We start from the raw sequence: 17,004 nt of genomic DNA, 5'->3' as shown, positions 1-17,004 counted from the left end.
GGGAGGGGACGCGTGGGGGATTCGCCCGTGCAGCGCGTGGCAGTGCGGTCGGACGTGCCGGGGATCGCCGCGCTCATGCGCCGGTCGGTGCTGGAGCTGTTCCCGCGCTTCCACGACGAGCGCGAGACCGCCAGTGCGGCCCGCTACCTCACCGAACCCGACGTGGTGCTGATCGAGGACGGCACCTACTTCGTGCACGAGGTGGCGGGGGAGGTCGTGGCCTGCGGCGGGTGGAGCAAGCGGGACAAGCTCTACACCGGCTCGGGCGACCGGCCCGCCGACGGCCGCCTGCTCGACCCGGCCGTCGAGCCCGCCCGCGTGCGGGCGATGTTCGTCCGCGCCGACTGGACCCGCCGGGGGCTGGGCCGCGCGACGCTCGCCGCGTGCGCGCGGGACGCCCGTGCCGCCGGCTTCCGGTCGCTGGTGCTGATGGCCACGCTGCCCGGCGTGCCGCTGTACCGGTCGTTCGGGTTCCGGGAGGTGAACCGCACTCGGGTTCCGCTCCCCGATGGGGTGACGTTGGCCGGGGTCGAGATGGACTACCCGCTCGACTGAGCGAAGCGCCTCTCCCACTGCAGGGTGACGCTCCGCCACGTTCCGGTGACGGAGCCGTCGCCCCACTCCGCCGCTTCCTACGCTCGGCAGATCCCCCGCGCGTAGAGAGCTGATGATCGTCATGACCGGGTCAACCATCCTCATCGCCACCGAACGGGCGGCGGAGGACAACACCGTGCCGGCGGCGAAGGTGGAGCAGGTCTGCGCCCACCTGCGCGAGTGCGGGCACGACGTGATGGTCGTGCACTCCGCGACCGACGCCGCCGCCGCGATCACCGCGCAGGCCGACCTCGCCGCCGCCGTCGTGAGCTGGGAGCTGGTCGGCGCCACCCTCCGGCCACCCGACACGGGCCCGGCCGTCGAGGGCGGCGTGCTGCGGATGCTGCTGGACCGGTTCTCCTCGCGGCTGCCCGTGTTCCTGCTGACCACCGGCGACTACAGCGACGAGACGCCGCTGTGGGTCTCCGAGGTGATCAACGGCTGGATCTGGCTGCTGGAGGACACGCCGGACTTCATCGCGGGCCGGATCGACTTCGCCGCGCGCACGTACCTCGACCACATCCTGCCGCCGTTCTTCCGCGAGCTGTGCCGGTTCGACGACACGCACCCGTACTCGTGGCACACGCCGGCGCACGCGGGCGGCATCGCGTTCCTCAAGTCGCCGGTCGGGCGGGCGTTCTTCGACTACTTCGGCGAACGGCTGTTCCGCACCGACATCTCGGTGTCGGTCGGCGAGCTCGGCTCGCTGTTCGAGCACACCGGCCCGGTCGGCGAGGCCGAGCGCAACGCCGCCCGCATCTTCGGCGCCGACGAGACCTACTTCGTGCTGCACGGCACGTCCACGTCGAACCGGATGATCATCCACAGCGCGGTGGCCAACGACGAGATCACCCTGCTGGACCGCAACTGCCACAAGGCGATCAACCACGGCGTCACGCTCACCGGCGCGCGCCCGGTCTACCTCGTGCCCACGCGCAACGGCTACGGGATCACCGGGCCCATCCCGCCCGAGCGGTTGACCGCCGAGGCGGTGCGCGCGCAGGTCGAACGCACGCCGATCGCCCAGGGCGCGGTGAGTCGGGACGCGGCGTACGCGGTCGTCACGAACTCCACCTACGACGGGCTCTGCTACGACACCGTGCGGGTGAACGAGCTGCTCGGCGCGTCGACCAGGACCCTGCACTTCGACGAGGCGTGGTTCGCCTACGGCCGGTTCAACCCGCTCTACGCGCGCCGCTACGGGATGGCGGTCGACGGCGACGGGCTGCCGGACGCGCAGCGGCCCACCGTGTTCGCCACGCACTCCTCGCACAAGCTGCTGGCCGCGCTGTCCCAGTCGGCGATGGTGCACGTGAAGTCCGGCGGCAAGGCGCCGTTCGACCGGTCCCGGTTCAACGAGACGTACATGATGCACGGCACCACGTCGCCGCTGTACCCGATGATCGCGTCCTGCGACGTCGCGGCGGGCATGATGGACGGCCCGGCCGGGAACTGGCTGACCACCGAGGCGATCACCGAGGCGATCCGGTTCCGGCAGGCCATGATCCGGCTCGGCAGGCGGCTGGCCGACGCGGGCGACCGGCCGCCGTGGTTCTTCGGCGTCTGGCAGCCGACCGACGTCGCCGACCCGGCCACCGGCGAGCGGGTGCCGTTCGACCGGGCGCCGCTCGACCTGCTGCGCACCGAACCGGGCTGCTGGACGTTGGAGCCCGACGCCGCTTGGCACGGCTTCCGCGACCTCGAACCCGGCTTCTGCCTGCTCGACCCGGTCAAGGTGACGATCACCTGCCCAGGTGTGGACGCGTTGGGCGACGTGTCGGCGTTCGGCATCCCGGCCCGGGTCGTCACGGCGTACCTGGAGACCCGCCGGATCGTGGTGGAGAAGACCGACGTCTACACGTTCCTCGTGCTGTTCTCCATGGGCATCACGAAGGGCAAGTGGGGCACGCTGCTCGACGCGCTCACCGACTTCAAGCAGCTGCACGACGAGCAGGCGCCGCTGGGCGAGGTGCTGCCGGACCTGGTGAAGGCGCACCCCGAGCGGTACGGGCGGCTGACGTTGCCGCAGCTGTGCGACGAGATGCACCACAGCCTCGCCGACACCAAGGTCGTGCAGCTGCTGAACGAGGCGTTCACCAGCCCCACGCCGCCCACGGCGGTGATGACGCCGGCCGAGGCCTACCAGCGCTTCATCCGCGGCGAGACCGAGCTGGTCGGCCTGGACGACCTGGCCGACCGGGTGGTGGCCACCCAGGTCACCACCACGCCGCCCGGGATCCCGGTGCTGGTGCCCGGCGAGCGCGTCGGCTCACCCGACGGCCCGCTGCCCCGGTACCTGCGCGTGCTGGAGGCGTTCGACCGGCGGTTCCCGGGTTTCGCGAGCGAGACGCACGGCGTGCACCACGAGGGCGGCAAGTACTGGATCTCCTGCGTTACCGAGTGATGGACCCCGTCACCCGCCCGACCGGGTGACCGAGGGAAGCAACGACGTCGTCGATCGCCGTACGCCTGGGCGGTGAGCCGGGCCGACCGGCTCGACCGACGGGAGGGTGGCCATGCGCTTCGGCAACACCAGGGTGGAGTTCCTGGGCGGTCGTGCCGGTTGCCTGACGATGCTCGTGGTGTCGATCCTGGTGTCGGTGCTGCTGACCGTGCTGCTCAACGCCCTGCTGTGAACGGCGGCGCGGCCGTGTAGTGGTGGGCCCGGGAAGCGGTGGCCGCCGAGTCGCCCAGGTGGATCACGACCCGGCAGCCGGGGTCGCCCACCGCGATGCGCTCTTCGAGCGTGACGGCGGCGCGGCCGGCGTTGCGGGCGGCGATCCCGCCGAACACGGCGGTGGTCATGCGGCACAGCGACGGCGACTGCCGCACCTCGGGGCCGAACGGGCACTGACCGTTGACCAGCACGATCCGCTCGTCGGTCACGTCGACCACGCGGAAGGTCCCACCGATCGCGGCCTTGAGCCGGATCACGCAGTCGGCGATCCGCTGCGCCGACAGCGAGGCGTCGGTGGTGCCGGTGGCCTGCCGGAACTCCAGCTCCACCTGGCCGCCGATGTCCACGGCGACCTGGGCGATGGCGCGTTGCGCGGCCTCCGGTCCCTGCTGCGCCTCGACGGCGTTGGCGAGCTGGACGACCAACGCGCGCAGGAAGCTCTCCCGGCCGAAGCCACCGCTCGGACCGGCTTCGGACAGGTGCGGCAGCGGGTTGACGGTGTGCCGGGGCGGGTCGAGCGGTTCGACCGGGCGGGTGACCGGCAGGACGGATTCGACGGCCTTGCCGACCCGGCGTGCGGCGACGGTGAACTCCGGCGCGAGCTGGGAGATCAGCCAGAGCCCGCGGCCGCGGGGCTGCGCGGTGTCCGGGACGTGGTCGGGCAGGGCGAAGGTGGCGCCCATGTCCCGCACGGTCAGCACCGGGTGGGCCTGGGACCACTCCAACGACACCCAGATCGGGCCGTCGCTGTGGTCGATGGCGTTGGCCAGCATCTCCTGCGCGATCAGCTCGGCGTCGGCGAGCTGCTCGGGTCCGGCCTCGGCGTGCCGGGCCAGGTAGTCCCGGATGTCGCGGCGCAGTGCGGATGGCACCCGCCGGTCGTGTCTGTCCAGGAACCAGTCCACAGGCCGCACGTCTTCCGTTGTCGGCGTCCCGCGGGACGCGGGGCGCACGGCACCAGACGATAATCCGTCGCCGGCCGGGTGTCAGCCGACAAGCGGCTGACCACTACCGCAGGCGCAGCAGCACGCGCACGGTGGTGCCGTCCGCGCTGGTGTGGACGCGCACGAGGTCGGCGAGGTCGTTGACGAGCAGCAGGCCGAGCCCGGACGCCCGACCGGCCTCCGGTGGCCGACGGCCGGCGAGCGGGTCGGTCAGCCGGCCGCCGTCGCGGACCTCGCACACCAGGTGGCCGTCCTCGGCCCAGACGCCGAGACGGCACGGGCCGGAGGTGTGCTGGAGGCTGTTGGTGACGAGTTCGCCCGCGATGAGTTCGAGGTCGGCCAGCCGTTCCTCGGGCAGGCCGGCCCGGCGGGCGCGATCCGCGGCGAACCGGCGGGCCGGGGACACGTCGGCGGGTCGGCTGACCGGGAACGCGCGGTCGGCGGCGTCGGGCAGCGGCGCGTTGTAGCGGGCGACCACGCGGTCCGGGGCGTACTGGTCGCTGGCGTACCGCCGGTCGGCCTCCCAGACCACCGGGTGGGTCTGCCTCGCGTCCGCGATCGCCGTGGCGTCCAGCGCGGAGGTGTCGTAAGGGCAGAGGATCGTGACGTCACGCCCGGTGAACGCGGCGTTGATCAGCGCTTCGTGCTGCGCGCACGCGGGGTACTCCGCATCGGACCGGCTCGCCCAGATCGGCTCGCCGACGATGCGCACGTGGCCGCCGGCGCGGGCGTCGGCGAACCCGCGCAGCACCCTGGCGATGATCCGGCCGGGGTTGCGGCCCTCCTCGGCCATGTCGAGCATCGTCACGTGGCGGGCGGTGTCGCCCAAGGCGTCGCGCAGCAGGTCCAGCCGCTCGCCGGGGACGGCCACCGCGACCGGTTGCTCGCGGGCCAGGCCCTCGGTGACGAACGGGACGAGGGCCGCCAGGTACTCCGCGTCGGAGCGGTAGAACAGGGCGGGGTGGACGAACCGGGGATCCGGCCGGGTGTCGGTGGCGTTCACGGGACCGGCTCCACGCGGACGCCGGGCAGGTCGAGCAGGCCCGCGATCCGCGCCGCACCGGGGAACTCGGTGCGCAGGACCAGCGTGGTGCCCCGGCTGCGGGCGTACTCGTCCAGGCCGATCAGGCCGCGGTGGTCGATGAACGTCAGATCGGAGCCGTCGAGCACGAGCCGCCCGTCACGCGTGGGCGGGCGGGCCCGGTCGAGCACCTGCTCCAGCACCTCCCGGTTGAACATGTCGATCTCCCCGCTGAGTTCGGCGCTGTGGCCCGGTCTGGCCGAGGCGTGCAGCCGGAACCCGACACCCGGCAGGTTGGCGCTCGGGTGCACGCTGGCCAACTGCTCCAGCGCCTGCTCGCTGAGCCGCGTCCGGTCGTAGGCGCACAGGGCGGAGAACGGGTGCCCGGCCATGTACTGGTCGACCAGGTGCTCGTAGTGCAGGAACGCGGTCAGCTGGGCTCGGCTGCGCACCAGCGGCGTGGCCTCGGCGGCGACCCGGAGCCCCCGGTACCCGGCCGCCACGGCCTGTTCGGTGGCCGCCGAGTAGGCCCGGAGCTGGACTTCCGGGTCGACGAGCCCGCCACCGGGGTAGAGCGCGTCCAGTGAGGTGACCCGCGCCGCGCCGGTGGCCAACGCCGCCTCGATCCCGTCGACCCGGTGCACCGCGGCGACCAGTCCCTCGGCGTCCCCGTGGCCGACGTACAGGACCTGCTGCCCCCGCGTGAGGCCGTCGAGGAGGAACTCGGCCACGCGCAGGCCGACGTCCGCACGGTCGTCGTACGACCAGCACACGTGGTCGTGACGCCCCAGGTCCCGGGTGTGCAGCACAAGGCCCGAACTGCGCATGCGACCAACTTAGCGGTGCGGCCGGAGCACGACATCTGCCCGGTGGCACTGGTGCGTGCGGAGGAACGCCGGCGTCCACCCGGAACGGCGTCGAGGAGGAACGGCGTCGAGCAGGGTGACGCCGATGGTGCTGCCGTCGGGCACGCGGTAGGTGCGCCGTTCGCCGGGTGAGCGCCGTGCCCGTGCATGCCCTGGTTCGGCGGTGCCGTCGTCGGCCGCGCTGCGGCTCGGCCAGTTCGGTCCGGAGGCGTTAGCGGGCGTGCGGTGTCAGCCGGATCGGCCGGTGTCGGTCATGGTGGCCTTCGTGGGTGGGTGCCGTCAGGGCGGCCGGCGGGAGGGTGGGCCGCCCTGACGGCGGGGTGTCCGCGGTGCCGGGTGGTGCAGCGGCGCCGGCTCCCCGGACGGGGTGGTTGGCTCGTGGCGATCAGCCGTGCGCGCGCAGGCGGAGGATCGCGTCGACGTCGTGGGCGTAGCCGGTGGCGACGTGCGTCAGGATGTCGAGCTGCACGCGCAGCAACGCGTTCTCGGCGCGCAGCCAGTGCAGCTCGGCCCGCTCGTCGGGGGAGAGCGGGTCGCGGTTGCCGTCCACGCGGGCGCTCAGCGCAGCGGGTCGAACGGGCGCAACGCGTCCGGCTGCTTGCCGGTGGTGATCTGGTCGGCGAGCAGCCTGCCGGTGACCGGGCCGTGGGCCAGGCCCCACATGCCGTGCCCGCCGGCGACGTACACACCGCGGGCGAGCACCTCGCCGATCAGCGGACGACCGTCGGGGGTGATCGGACGCGGGCCGACCCACACGTCACGGCGCTCCGCCCAGCGCACGCCGTCGAGCAGCGGGCGGACCGAGGCGATGATCGCCTCCAGCCGTGCCACCACACCGGGCGCGTCCGGGTCCCGGAACTCCATCGTGCCCGCGACCCGGAGCGCTCCCTGGTAGGGCGTGCACGCCACCCGTGCGGCGGGCAGGTAGACGGGGCCGGGCACCGGGCGGTCGACGGGCACGGTGAACGAGTAGCCGCGGCCCGCGCGCACCGGGACGCGCACACCCCACCTGGCCGCGAGCCGGGACAGCCACGCGCCGGTGGCGACGACCGCGACGTCGGCCGACAGCGACTCGCCGCCACGGGTGCGCACCGTGACGCCCTTGCCGGTGGAGTGGACGTCGACGGTCTCCAGCACGCGGAACGCCGCACCGCGCGCCTGCACCGACCGGGCCAGCGCGTGCACGAAACCACCGGGGTCGAGGTGTCGCTGGCCGTCGATCCGCACGCCCGTCGTCAGGGCTCCCGACGCCAGCGGCACCAGTTCGCGCAGCTCGTCGCGATCGAGGTCGGCGTGCTCGACCGGCTGGCCCGCGTCGGCCATCCGCCGCAGCTCGTGCCGCAGGCCCTCGGCCTGCCGGTCGTCCTCGAACCCGGCGGTGATCGGCGCGGCGATCGTCGGCGCCTCGACGCCGTTGGCGGTCAGCACGTCGAACGCCTCGACGCACTCCGCGTTGAGCGCCCGGTTCGCGCGCACCGCCCGCGTCCAGGACGACCACCGGCAGTTCGCCGCGAACCGCGCCAGGAACGACCACAGGCCCGGGTCGACGGACAGCGGGATGTGCAGCGGCGCGGTCGGGTTCAGCACCGACCGCAGGCCGTAGCGGAGCACGGACGGCTCGTTGAGCGGGATCGTCAGGCCCGGCGAGAGCCACCCGGCGTTGCCCCACGACGCGCCCGCGGCCACCCCGGTGCGGTCCACCACGGTCACCTCGACGCCGCGCTCCTGCAGGAACCACGCGGTCGACAGGCCGACGATGCCCGCGCCGACCACGACCGCGGACCTCGGCCCGCCGGCACTGCGCCCGACGTCGACCATGACCACCTCCACACCCGAGCGGAACTGCTGTCGAACCCAGCATCGCCCGGACGCCCCACCAGGCCGTTGTCGGTTGCCGACAATTCGAGCACGTGATCTTGTCGGGAGCCGACAGCTACTCCGTCGCGGCCAGGTCGATGATCATCGCCAGCCGCTTGCGCGGGTCGTCCAGGTCCAGCGGCGTCACCTCGACCATCTTGCGCAGCCGGTAGCGGATGGTGTTGGGGTGCACGCCGAGCCGTTCGCCCGCTCGCGCGAGGTCGCCCTGCGCCTCCAGCCACGCGCGCAGGGTCGGCACGTAGTGGGTGGCGTGGTCGTCGTCGTGGCGGCGCAGCTCGGCGACCGGTCCCCGCGCCGGGGTCCGGCCCGCCCGTGCGGCGGCGCGCAGGCGTTGCAGCAGGATGTCGTCCCACGACTCGTCGTACGCGGGCGGCACGGCCTCCGGCGTGCGCGCCTCGTGCAGCGCCAGGCACTCGTCGGCCTCCTGCCTGCTCGCGGGCAGGTCGGCCGCCGCGGCGGTCGCGCCGATACCGGCGGTCACCGTCACCCGGTCCGGCAGCGCGGCCCGCAGCAGGGCCACCCACTCGCGGGCCGCGGTCACCTGCTCGCCCGGCAGCACGGTGTAGAGCGTGTTGCCCGACAGCGTGCTGCGGCCGGGCCGCGACCAGCCGAAACCCGTGGTGGCGCGTTCGAAGGCCAGCAACAGCGCGGCGTGCCGCTCGTCGGCGATGTGCGCGCGGACCGCGATGACCCGCAACGGCCCCTGCGGCAACCCGAGCCTGCTGACCACCGTCGCCGCGTCCGCCGTGCCCTCCAGCAGCCGGATCACCAGGTCGGACTCCACCTGGCGCTCCAGGTCGGCGCTGGCCCGGGAGCGCAGCAGGTGCAACGCCACCGTGCGGGCGCCGTCGGCCAGCGCCGTGCAGCGGACCCCGGTCAACGGCACACCGCACGTCACCCACACCGAACCCAGCACCTCGCGGCCCGCCCGCACGGCCACGACCATCCGCCCGGTCAGGCCGTGCTCCGGGTCCGCCTCGACGAACAGCGGCTCGTCGTAAGCGGCGAGGTAGGAGAACACGCCGCGCCGCTCGAACGCCTCCCGCAGCCGCGGCGGCGCCTGGCGGCCCAGGATCGTCTCCAGCCGGGCCGGGTCGGCGCCCTGCTGCGAGCTGGAGTACGCCAGCACGTGGGAGAGCCGGTCCTCGATGGTCACCGAGCCGCCGACCGCGCCCGCGAGGCTGTCGGCCAGCGCGAACAGGTCCGTCGGCCCGCGGCCCGACTCCGTCTCCCGGCCCTCCAGCACCAGCCCGTAGACCACACCGGCCAGCTGGCTCCACGACACGGCCGGGTCGACCAGCATCACCGCGACGCCCTCCGCCGCGCCGATCGTGGCCGCCTCGCGCTCGGCGTCACCGTGCAGCAGCACCACGGCCGCCTTCGCTGCCACCGCCCACCCCACGGCCTGGGCCACCGACTCGGCGCCGACGGCCAGGAACACGTCGCCGCCGACCGCCCGCGCGTCACTGGCCTCGCGCATCACCACGCTGCGCAACTGCGTCGACCGGGGCACGGGGCAGCACGCCAACCGCACGCCGTAGCCACCCAGCACGTTCACCAGGCGGTCCAACCTGATCATGGGCAAACCTCTGTTCGGAGCCGACAGCACACCGTAACCGCCGGTCGCGTCAGCGCTCCTCGACCTCGTCCCGCCGCCGGATGGTGACCAGCTCGCTCGCGTCCTCGCGGCGCAGCCTGCGGATCATGGACCAGGCGATCCGCTCCGCCTGCGACTTCGCCAGGTCCGCCTTCTCACCCGCGAACAGCTCGTCGACGGTGTCGGCCCACAACGCCAGCCACCGGGTGAAGTGCGCCGTCGTCAAGGGGGAGCGCTCGTGCAGGTCGAGGTGCACGCGCAGCAGGTTCCGGCGGTACGTTCCGGCGCGGAACAGCACCGTGTCCCAGAAGTCGGCGATCACGGGCAGGTGGGTGGCGAGGTCGAGCCGGGCCACGTCGCGGAAGACCGGGCCGAGCAGCCCGTCGTCGAACGCCCGCCGGTAGAACTCGGTCACCACGGCCAGCGCGTCCTCCCGGCCGGTCAGGTCCCTGGCCGCCGTCACGGTGTCGAGCCCGGACGCCGCGGCACCAGGTCGAGCAGCACGGGGCCCGCCGGTTCGCTCACCAGCGCCCGCACGGTCACGTCGTCCAGCACGGCGAGGAACGCGAGCTGGGCCGCGCGCAGCGCGCCGCGCAGGTGGCAGCCGCCGCGCAACGGGCACGGGGGTCCGTCGCAGTCCACCACCTCGCGGTCGCCCTCCAACGCGCGCACGACGGCGCCGACCGAGGCGTCCAGCGTCGCGGCCGGCACCCCGACCCCTCCGGTCCGGCCACGCGCGGTGGTCGCGAAACCGTGCCGCTGCAAGCGCTGCACGACCTTGGCCATGTGGTGGCGCGGCACGTCCAGCGCGTCGGCGAGCTGGTCGACGGTGAGCCGACCGCCGTCGGTCGCCAGGAGCATCACCACGCGCAGCGCGATGTCCGTGGACCGGATGAGGTGCATGGTCGGCAACGGTAGCAAAAGCGGTATTCTCGGTTCCTGTTTAGGGTCGGACCAGGTCGGGAGCGACGGTGGAGTCGGACGAGAACGGCGTGCCGGAGCCGGCGGGGGACCCCGTGTGCTGGTTGTCGCTCGTGTGCCCGGAGTGCGGCTCGATGGCCGAGGGGCCGGTGTCTTCCGCGTGCGACCGGTGCGGCGCGGAACTGCCCGAGCGCGAAGGCGAGCGCTGATTTCCTTATTGGTTCATTGCCTGTCCTTTTGTTCACGAGTGTGACCCGGGCCGGGCGATTCTGTTCACGAATATGACCGCCCGTATTTGACGGACCGGTGGGGTTGAGCGCCGGAACCGTCCACCACCTCGGCGTTCGACGGTATTCGACACCTGCGCGCCCAATCCTCGGGAAAACCGTCGTTGACCTGCCGACGGGTGGCCTCTAACATCCCGCTGGAAAGCGGTTTCCCTCATTGCCGCCACGCTTGTCCAAGTGCGGGAAACGGTGCTTTCGAATGGCCGGCCGCCGACCTCGGCGTCCCGTGAAGTGAGAAGTGGAGTAGTTCATGAGCACAGCGGATCACCGTCGATCCACGCGGCCCGCGCCACCGCGTGGCGCACGATGGCGGACGGGTCTGGCCGCCGCGGTGGCGGCCACGGCACTGGCCGCCACCTTCACGATGTGGTCGACCGCCACGACCGCGCAGGCGGCCGTCGGGGCGGGCACCTACACCATCAAGAACGCGGGCAGCGGGCAGTGCCTCGACGTGCCCAACGCCAGCGCGGCCAGTGGCGTCCAGCTCCAGCAGGCGTCGTGCGGCAGCGCCGGCAGCCAGCAGTGGACGTTGGCGGCGGTCAGCGGCGGCTTCCGGATCACGTCGGTCTCCAGCGGCCTGTGCGTCGGCGTCCAGGACGCGTCGACCAGCGCGGGCAAGGCGATCCAGCAGCAGAGCTGCACGGGCGCCGCGAGCCAGGCCTGGTCGTTGACCGCGAGCGGCAGCAACTACCGCGTGGTCAACACCAACGGCGGCAAGTGCATGAACACCAAGGACAACTCCACCGCCGCCGGCGCGCCGGTGCAGCAGAACTCCTGCGACAGCGTGGCCACCAAGCAGTGGACGTTCACGCCGACGAGCGGCGGCCCGACGTCCACGTCGACCTCCACGACCACCAGGACCACGACGACCACCACCACGGGCAACCCCGGCGGTGGCGACGGCAGCGGCCCGTGGCCGAGCGACACCGGCAGCGTGCACCAGACCACGACGCGCAACGTGGGCACGTACTTCAACGGTGGGATGAAGAAGTACTACGGCATCGGCGACGGTGGTCAGGGCGAGAGCCAGGACCCGATGTTCGTGGTGGCCAACGGCGGCACGATCGAGAACCTGTTCATCGACGCCCCGGCCGGCGACGGCATCCACTGCGAGGGCTCCTGCACCATCCGCAACGTCTGGTGGAACGACGTGGGCGAGGACGCGGCGACGTTCAAGGCCTCCAGCTCCTCGGCGACCTACCTGATCGACGGCGGCGGCGCGCGCAAGGCGTCGGACAAGGTGTTCCAGCACAACGGCGCGGGCACGTTGACCATCCGCAACTTCCAGGTCGACGGCGCGGGCAAGCTGTACCGGGCGTGCGGCAACTGCGCCACGTCCTACCAGCGGCACGTGGTGATGGACGGCGTGACGGCGCGCAACACCAGCGTGCTGGCCGGCATCAACACCAACTGGGGCGACACGGCCCGCTTCACCCGGATCACCGTGTACGGCGACACCACGATCTGCGAGAAGTACCAGGGCGTGCCGAAGGGCTCCGAGCCGAAGAAGATCGGTGAGGGCGCGGACGGCAAGAACTGCTTCTACTCCGCGTCGGACATCACCCAGCGTTAACGACGTCCGCACGGCACGGATCGAGGTCGCGGCCCACCGGGTCGCGGCCTCGATCCCGTTCGGCCCGCGGCGGTATCGCCCGGTTCCCCGGCGTCGCGGTCGAGTTCGGCTACGGTGTGGGACGACCGGGCGGCTTGGCGTGAGCGGGGCGAGGGGCAACTACGGTGACCAGCTGGATCGACGTGATCAACTACGTCCGGACGCGCTACGAGGTGTTGGAGGAGACCGACAGCTGGCTGCGCTTCCGGCTCGACCTCGGCGAGAGCCGGACCCAGCAGGTCTCCGTGCACCACGTGCCGGAGTCGGACGGCGTGGCGTGGGTGGAGATCTCCTCGCCCGTCGGCCGCGCCGACGCGATCGACCTGAAGCGGCTGCTCGTGCTCGCGGGCACGTCGGCCGTCGGCGGCGCCGCCGTGGTGGACGACGTCGCGCTGCTCAAGCACACCGTGCCGCTGGAGGACCTCAGCGTGCGGGAGGAGTTCGAACGCCCGCTGATGCTGCTGGTCACCGCCGCCGACGCGTTCGAGCACGAGCTGACCGCGACCGACGACTTCTGACGGCGACCGTCACGCCGGCAGGCCGATGACGGTCCGGTCGCCGTGCTCCCAGACGGGGACCATGGTCACCGCGCCGATCCGCCGGCCGCGACCGGTGCGCACGAGCCGGTAGTCGTACCGGCCGCCCAGCGTGTAGAGCCGGCCACCCGCCAGCGGACCGTCCCGGTGCGCGGCCTGGAAGTCCGCGGTGACGGTGGCCCGCGCGCCCTCGACGTGCGCGGTCTGGTTGCCGAGCAGGTGCTGGGTCGCCGACAGGTGGCCGAGGTTCGCGCGCCGGCCCGCCACCAAGTCGGTCGCGGCCACCGCGCCGGGTTCGCCGCCGACCAGGCCGGTGTAGTCGACCCACACCCGTGCGGCGAACACCTCCTGCAGCAGATCCCACTGCTTCAGGTCGAACCGGACGGCCATCTGGACGGTGACCGCGATCGGGTCCTGGTCGGCCGCCGGCGCCGCGGCCGCCTGCCCGCTCGCCAACGCCGAGCCGATCGAGGCGCTCGCGCCGACGGGCACCGTCCGACGGGTCAGTCGGTCAGCTGTTCTCTCGCTCATGGTCGGCGATCGTCGCGCGGCGGGCGCGGCGGCGTCCAAGACCCGCTGCCATGACCAGAACGCATGACTCCCGACGCCGACGCGGGTTTCGCGACCGGGCCCCTCGCCGATTCGGAGTTGTAGGGTGAACACCACCGTGCCGCGACGGAGGAACGCCATGACGGCTGAACGGCTCGAAGGCCACCTGGTCCGTGACCCCCGCACCCTGCGCGCCGACGTCGAAGCGCAGCTGGACCACGCCGCGGAGGAGGTCAGCAGGCGGCTCGGCGGCAAGGTCGACTACCACGTCGTGCGCGCGGCCGTGTCCGACGCCTACCAGCGGCTCGCCGACAAGGCCAAGTTCCCCAACTTCCTGCCGATCCTGGCCGCCCGGTCCGCTCAGCGGAACCTCCGGGTGACCTGACGTCACGACAGGGGCAGCTCGGCCCACACCGTCTTGACGTCGGCGCCGAGGTACGTGCCCCAGCGGCGCCTCGACAGGTGGTCGACCATGATCAGACCCCGGCCGCGGAACGCGCCGAGGCGCGACGTGCCGACCACCGGGACGTGCTCGGGGCTGCCGTCGTCCACCTCGATCCGCAGGGCGTCCCGATCACGCGATCGGTGCACGCGCAGCCTGCGTGGCGCGCACGCGTGGTCGTAGGCGTTGGACACCAGCTCCGTGCAGACCAACATCAAGTCCTGCAACAAGTCCTCGGTCAGCTCGGACAGGACGGTGGCCAGCCACTGCCGGATCTGCGCCAGCGGCGGGACCGGCGTGGTCAGGTCGACGCTGATTCTGGCGGCGAGCGCGTTCTCCGATGACGTCATGTGAGCGTCCCCCAGGGCACTCGGCCGCTCTGCCTGGTCACAGCGGCCTCGGCCCGGTGGGGTACCCCGCCGCCCCGGCGTGCACACATCGTGTCCGGCCGGTGCGCTGAGCACATGCCGCGCTACGGATCGTGATCTACCCTTGCTTTCCGTGACAGAGGAAAAGGTTCCGGTGGACGATCCGGTGGCGGTGCTGCGCGTGGCGGTGGACGCGGCCGTGCAGGCCGTGCTGCGCCTGGATCCTCACCACGCCGACGCCCGGCAGGAGATCGTCCGCGTGCTCGCCGGGTTCGCCGCCGCCACCGCCCCGGTGCGGGATCGCCTGCAGGAACTGGCGACGCGGACGCCGAACGGCCCGGTGTCGGCCACGCTGGGCTTCCTGCGCGACGCCGGCGACCAGGCCGCCGGTGGCGACGTCCAGGCCGCTCGCGTCTTCCTGCTCGCCGGCCGCACCGCGTTGTTCCGCCTCGCCCGGGCGGGGCCGACCGACGGCTGATCACGCGGTCGGCTCACGTGCTCAGCTCATGCGGTCAGCTCACGCGGTCAGCCGGAACGGCCCGCCGGGCCACGTCTCCGAGCCGGACAGGGTGTCGCGCGCCAGCTGCTCCAGCACGTCGGACATCCGTCCCGCACGGGCGAAGGCGCGCCGCTGCCGGTCCGCGCCGCCGCCGTCCCGGTCCAGGGTGGACAGCAGTTCGCGCACGAGACCGGCGTCGTCGAGCTGGTCGCCGACGCGGTGCAGGAGCCGGTCGAGCAGCAGGCGTGCGGGCACGAGGCGGCCGGACAGCACGTCCAGCGACAGTCCGGTGATGCCGTCGCGCGCGGCCCGCCAGGTGGCGGCGCGCAACACCTCCGTCGGCACGGGCGAAGCCCGCAGCCCCCGCCGGAGGTCGGCCAGCGCCGTGCGGACGAGGGCGTGCACCAGGGCCGCCAGCAGCACGGCCTCGTCCACGGTGGCCGCGACGTCGGCGACCCGGACTTCCACGGTCGGCAGGTGGGCGGAGGGCCGGACGTCCCAGTAGATCATCCGCCGGTCCCGGGCCGTGCCGGCGGCGAGCAGCATGTCGCAGGTGGACTCGTAGTGCGCCGCCGACTCGAAGTACGGCGGCGGACCGGCGCTCGGCCAGCGTGACCAGACCATCGCGCGCCAGCTCGCGTAGCCGGTGTCGACGCCGTGGGCGAAGGGCGAGTTCGCGGTCACCGCCCCGAGCACCGGCAACCACGGTCGCAGGTGGTTGCACACCTGCACGGCCGTTTCCGGGTCCGGCACGGCGACGTGCACGTGGCAGCCGCAGATGGACTGCTCGGCGGCGAGCTGCCGGTAGTCCTCGGTGAGCCCGCGGTAGCGGTCGCGGTCGGTGGTCGAGCCGACCGGTCCGCCCACCGGCGGCACGCCGACCGCCAGCAGCCGGTGGCCCAGGGCCTGGGCGGTCTCGACGGCGACCAGCCGCAGGCCGTGCAGCTGCCGGCGCACGTCGGCGACGTCGTGGCACACCGGGGTGCGGGTCTCCACCTGGGCTTCGGTGAGTTCGACGTCGAGTTCGACGCCGAACCGCCGCCTGGCCGCGTCCACCACCTCGGCGCCGTGCGGCGCGGGCTGACCCGTCCGTGCGTCGACCAGCAGGAACTCCTCCTCGACGCCGAGCGTGGGGGCCGCGCCGTCCGCCAGACTGCCCATCGCGCCTCCGATGGCTGTTCGGCCAGGGCTGTCGGGATACCCCCGGTCGGACGCGTCAACCCGTCCGGGCGGACGGGCCACGAGGCCTGGCTCGATGGTCCGATCGGGTGAACTGCTGCTGGACCGCTCAAGTCAACCGGCTGTGGTGCCGAAGAGAGTGGTGAGCGCCGGAGTCCAGTACGCGGACCCGGCGCTTCGTCGTGTCGCCGGCCTTGTCGTGCCAGTGCCAGTCGGGGTGCCAGCCGCAGTCGGAGTCGATGGACCCGTCGCCCTGGGCGGGATTGGCCCCGCGTGGAGCATTGAAACTTTCTGCTCCACACCCCTGGGTGATGACTTTCTCGGTCAAGTAAGGCGCAGGTCTGTGCGGTTTGCGGCAATCGCCAACTGAGACTGACCAGGGGTATCCGGGCATCCGGAGCATTGACATGTTTCGTGGAGCAGATCGAAACTTTAGGTCACTGTTTCGGTCGTCGGTCCGTGTTGCCCACCACCCTGTCTCAAAGGAGAGCCCTGGTGATCATCAGTTCAGGCCGCTTGAGAGTCCGCGCGGCGGTGCTCATGTTGGCGATAGCGACGTTGGCGCTGGCCGGGACGTTGACGGCGGTGGCGCGGTCGACGACCGCGACCGCGGCGGCGTCGGGTGATGTGGTGGCGTTGGCGGGTGTCGAGGACGAGGGCGCCGACTGTCCCGTGAGCCTGCCGGGCTCGTACCCGTCGACGTCGCGGTTGCCGGATCCGTTCACGAAGGTCGACGGTCGGCGGATCTCGTCGCGGTCGGACTGGCGGTGCCGGCGGGCGGAGATCCGGGAGATGGCCGAGCGGCACGTGTTCGGCGACAAACCGGCCAAGCCCGCCACCGTCACCGGGACCGTGTCCGGCAGCAGCGTCACGGTGAACGTCTCGCACAACGGCCGCAGCTCCAGCTTCTCGGCGAGCGTGCAACTGCCGTCGGGCACGGGCCCCTTCCCGGCGGTGATCGTCTACGGCGGGTTCGGCGGCGACACCGCCACCATCCGCGCCGCCGGCGCCGCGACCATCAGCTTCGACCCCTA

19 protein-coding genes are annotated in these 17,004 nt (G+C 72.7%); 8 read left to right on the top strand and 11 right to left on the bottom strand.

Annotated elements, in window-relative coordinates; translation table 11 throughout:
- Positions 1-27 precede the first annotated feature (27 nt).
- Together ABTZ99_RS25095 and ABTZ99_RS25090 are read left to right on the top strand one after the other, a co-directional pair.
- Entirely contained in the window at positions 28-555 is a 528-nt protein-coding gene (locus tag ABTZ99_RS25095; protein WP_499614447.1) for a GNAT family N-acetyltransferase, read from the top strand.
- A gap of 121 nt (positions 556-676) precedes the next feature.
- Positions 677-2,998 carry an Orn/Lys/Arg family decarboxylase gene (locus ABTZ99_RS25090; RefSeq protein WP_499614444.1) on the top strand — a complete coding sequence of 774 codons (2,322 nt, stop codon included), beginning with the start codon at positions 677-679 and terminating at the stop codon, positions 2,996-2,998.
- Between the two features lie 215 nt (positions 2,999-3,213).
- Here the strand turns inward: ABTZ99_RS25090 and ABTZ99_RS25085 are convergent, their stop codons facing one another.
- The 8 genes from ABTZ99_RS25085 to ABTZ99_RS25050 form a co-directional block, all read right to left on the bottom strand.
- Positions 3,214-4,143 carry a methanogen output domain 1-containing protein gene (locus tag ABTZ99_RS25085; protein WP_499614441.1) on the bottom strand — a complete coding sequence of 310 codons (930 nt, stop codon included), beginning with the start codon at positions 4,141-4,143 and terminating at the stop codon, positions 3,214-3,216.
- 136 nt (positions 4,144-4,279) lie between these two features.
- A complete protein-coding gene (locus ABTZ99_RS25080) occupies positions 4,280-5,218 on the bottom strand; it encodes an anti-sigma factor RsbA family regulatory protein (protein WP_498784523.1) in 939 nt (312 codons plus the stop codon).
- The gene (locus ABTZ99_RS25075; protein WP_499614438.1) at positions 5,215-6,063 is read right to left on the bottom strand and encodes an MEDS domain-containing protein; all 849 of its coding nucleotides are present in this window, start codon (positions 6,061-6,063) and stop codon (positions 5,215-5,217) included. Before ABTZ99_RS25075 ends, ABTZ99_RS25080 begins: the two co-directional genes overlap by 4 nt.
- A gap of 424 nt (positions 6,064-6,487) precedes the next feature.
- On the bottom strand, positions 6,488-6,652 hold the full coding sequence (locus tag ABTZ99_RS25070; RefSeq protein WP_498784518.1) for a hypothetical protein: 165 nt from the start codon (positions 6,650-6,652) through the stop codon (positions 6,488-6,490).
- A gap of 8 nt (positions 6,653-6,660) precedes the next feature.
- On the bottom strand, positions 6,661-7,920 hold the full coding sequence (locus ABTZ99_RS25065) for an NAD(P)/FAD-dependent oxidoreductase (RefSeq protein ID WP_499614436.1): 1,260 nt from the start codon (positions 7,918-7,920) through the stop codon (positions 6,661-6,663).
- Between the two features lie 115 nt (positions 7,921-8,035).
- Entirely contained in the window at positions 8,036-9,559 is a 1,524-nt protein-coding gene (locus tag ABTZ99_RS25060) for a PucR family transcriptional regulator (RefSeq protein ID WP_498784513.1), read from the bottom strand.
- Positions 9,560-9,608: 49 nt separating this feature from the next.
- A complete protein-coding gene (locus ABTZ99_RS25055) occupies positions 9,609-10,040 on the bottom strand; it encodes a group III truncated hemoglobin (protein ID WP_498784511.1) in 432 nt (143 codons plus the stop codon).
- Entirely contained in the window at positions 10,037-10,480 is a 444-nt protein-coding gene (locus ABTZ99_RS25050) for an RrF2 family transcriptional regulator (protein WP_498784509.1), read from the bottom strand. Before ABTZ99_RS25050 ends, ABTZ99_RS25055 begins: the two co-directional genes overlap by 4 nt.
- Before the next feature lie 68 nt (positions 10,481-10,548).
- Here ABTZ99_RS25050 and ABTZ99_RS25045 point away from each other — a divergent pair, with 68 nt between their 5' ends.
- From ABTZ99_RS25045 to ABTZ99_RS25035, 3 genes are all read left to right on the top strand, one after another.
- Positions 10,549-10,707 (top strand): hypothetical protein, encoded by a 159-nt coding sequence (locus tag ABTZ99_RS25045; protein WP_498784507.1) that lies wholly within the window; start codon positions 10,549-10,551, stop codon positions 10,705-10,707.
- Positions 10,708-11,035: 328 nt separating this feature from the next.
- Positions 11,036-12,358 (top strand): pectate lyase, encoded by a 1,323-nt coding sequence (locus ABTZ99_RS25040; protein WP_499614432.1) that lies wholly within the window; start codon positions 11,036-11,038, stop codon positions 12,356-12,358.
- Between the two features lie 164 nt (positions 12,359-12,522).
- The gene (locus tag ABTZ99_RS25035) at positions 12,523-12,915 is read left to right on the top strand and encodes a hypothetical protein (protein WP_498784503.1); all 393 of its coding nucleotides are present in this window, start codon (positions 12,523-12,525) and stop codon (positions 12,913-12,915) included.
- Positions 12,916-12,924: 9 nt separating this feature from the next.
- On the opposite strand, the gene ABTZ99_RS25030 is transcribed toward ABTZ99_RS25035, so the two are convergent.
- Positions 12,925-13,464 carry a nuclear transport factor 2 family protein gene (locus ABTZ99_RS25030; protein ID WP_499614429.1) on the bottom strand — a complete coding sequence of 180 codons (540 nt, stop codon included), beginning with the start codon at positions 13,462-13,464 and terminating at the stop codon, positions 12,925-12,927.
- Between the two features lie 157 nt (positions 13,465-13,621).
- Between ABTZ99_RS25030 and ABTZ99_RS25025 the strand changes: the two genes are divergently transcribed.
- Positions 13,622-13,867 carry a three-helix bundle dimerization domain-containing protein gene (locus ABTZ99_RS25025; RefSeq protein ID WP_499614427.1) on the top strand — a complete coding sequence of 82 codons (246 nt, stop codon included), beginning with the start codon at positions 13,622-13,624 and terminating at the stop codon, positions 13,865-13,867.
- 2 nt (positions 13,868-13,869) lie between these two features.
- On the opposite strand, the gene ABTZ99_RS25020 is transcribed toward ABTZ99_RS25025, so the two are convergent.
- A complete protein-coding gene (locus ABTZ99_RS25020; RefSeq protein WP_499614424.1) occupies positions 13,870-14,274 on the bottom strand; it encodes an ATP-binding protein in 405 nt (134 codons plus the stop codon).
- Between the two features lie 151 nt (positions 14,275-14,425).
- Between ABTZ99_RS25020 and ABTZ99_RS25015 the strand changes: the two genes are divergently transcribed.
- On the top strand, positions 14,426-14,770 hold the full coding sequence (locus ABTZ99_RS25015) for a hypothetical protein (RefSeq protein WP_498784495.1): 345 nt from the start codon (positions 14,426-14,428) through the stop codon (positions 14,768-14,770).
- A 39-nt stretch (positions 14,771-14,809) separates the two neighbouring features.
- Here the strand turns inward: ABTZ99_RS25015 and ABTZ99_RS25010 are convergent, their stop codons facing one another.
- Positions 14,810-15,952, bottom strand: coding sequence for a carboxylate-amine ligase (locus ABTZ99_RS25010; protein WP_499614421.1), 1,143 nt, complete (start codon positions 15,950-15,952; stop codon positions 14,810-14,812).
- Between the two features lie 513 nt (positions 15,953-16,465).
- On the opposite strand from ABTZ99_RS25010, the gene ABTZ99_RS25005 reads away from it, so the two are divergent.
- The coding region (locus ABTZ99_RS25005; protein WP_499614418.1) for a glucuronyl esterase domain-containing protein at positions 16,466-17,004 on the top strand (539 nt) is incomplete at its 3' end.

Origin of the sequence: Actinosynnema sp. NPDC002837 (assembly GCF_040295345.1) — a bacterium.
Lineage (GTDB): Bacteria > Actinomycetota > Actinomycetes > Mycobacteriales > Pseudonocardiaceae > Actinosynnema.
Note: the sequence above shows the minus strand (reverse complement) of the source record. Positions and strands in the feature narration are given on the sequence as shown.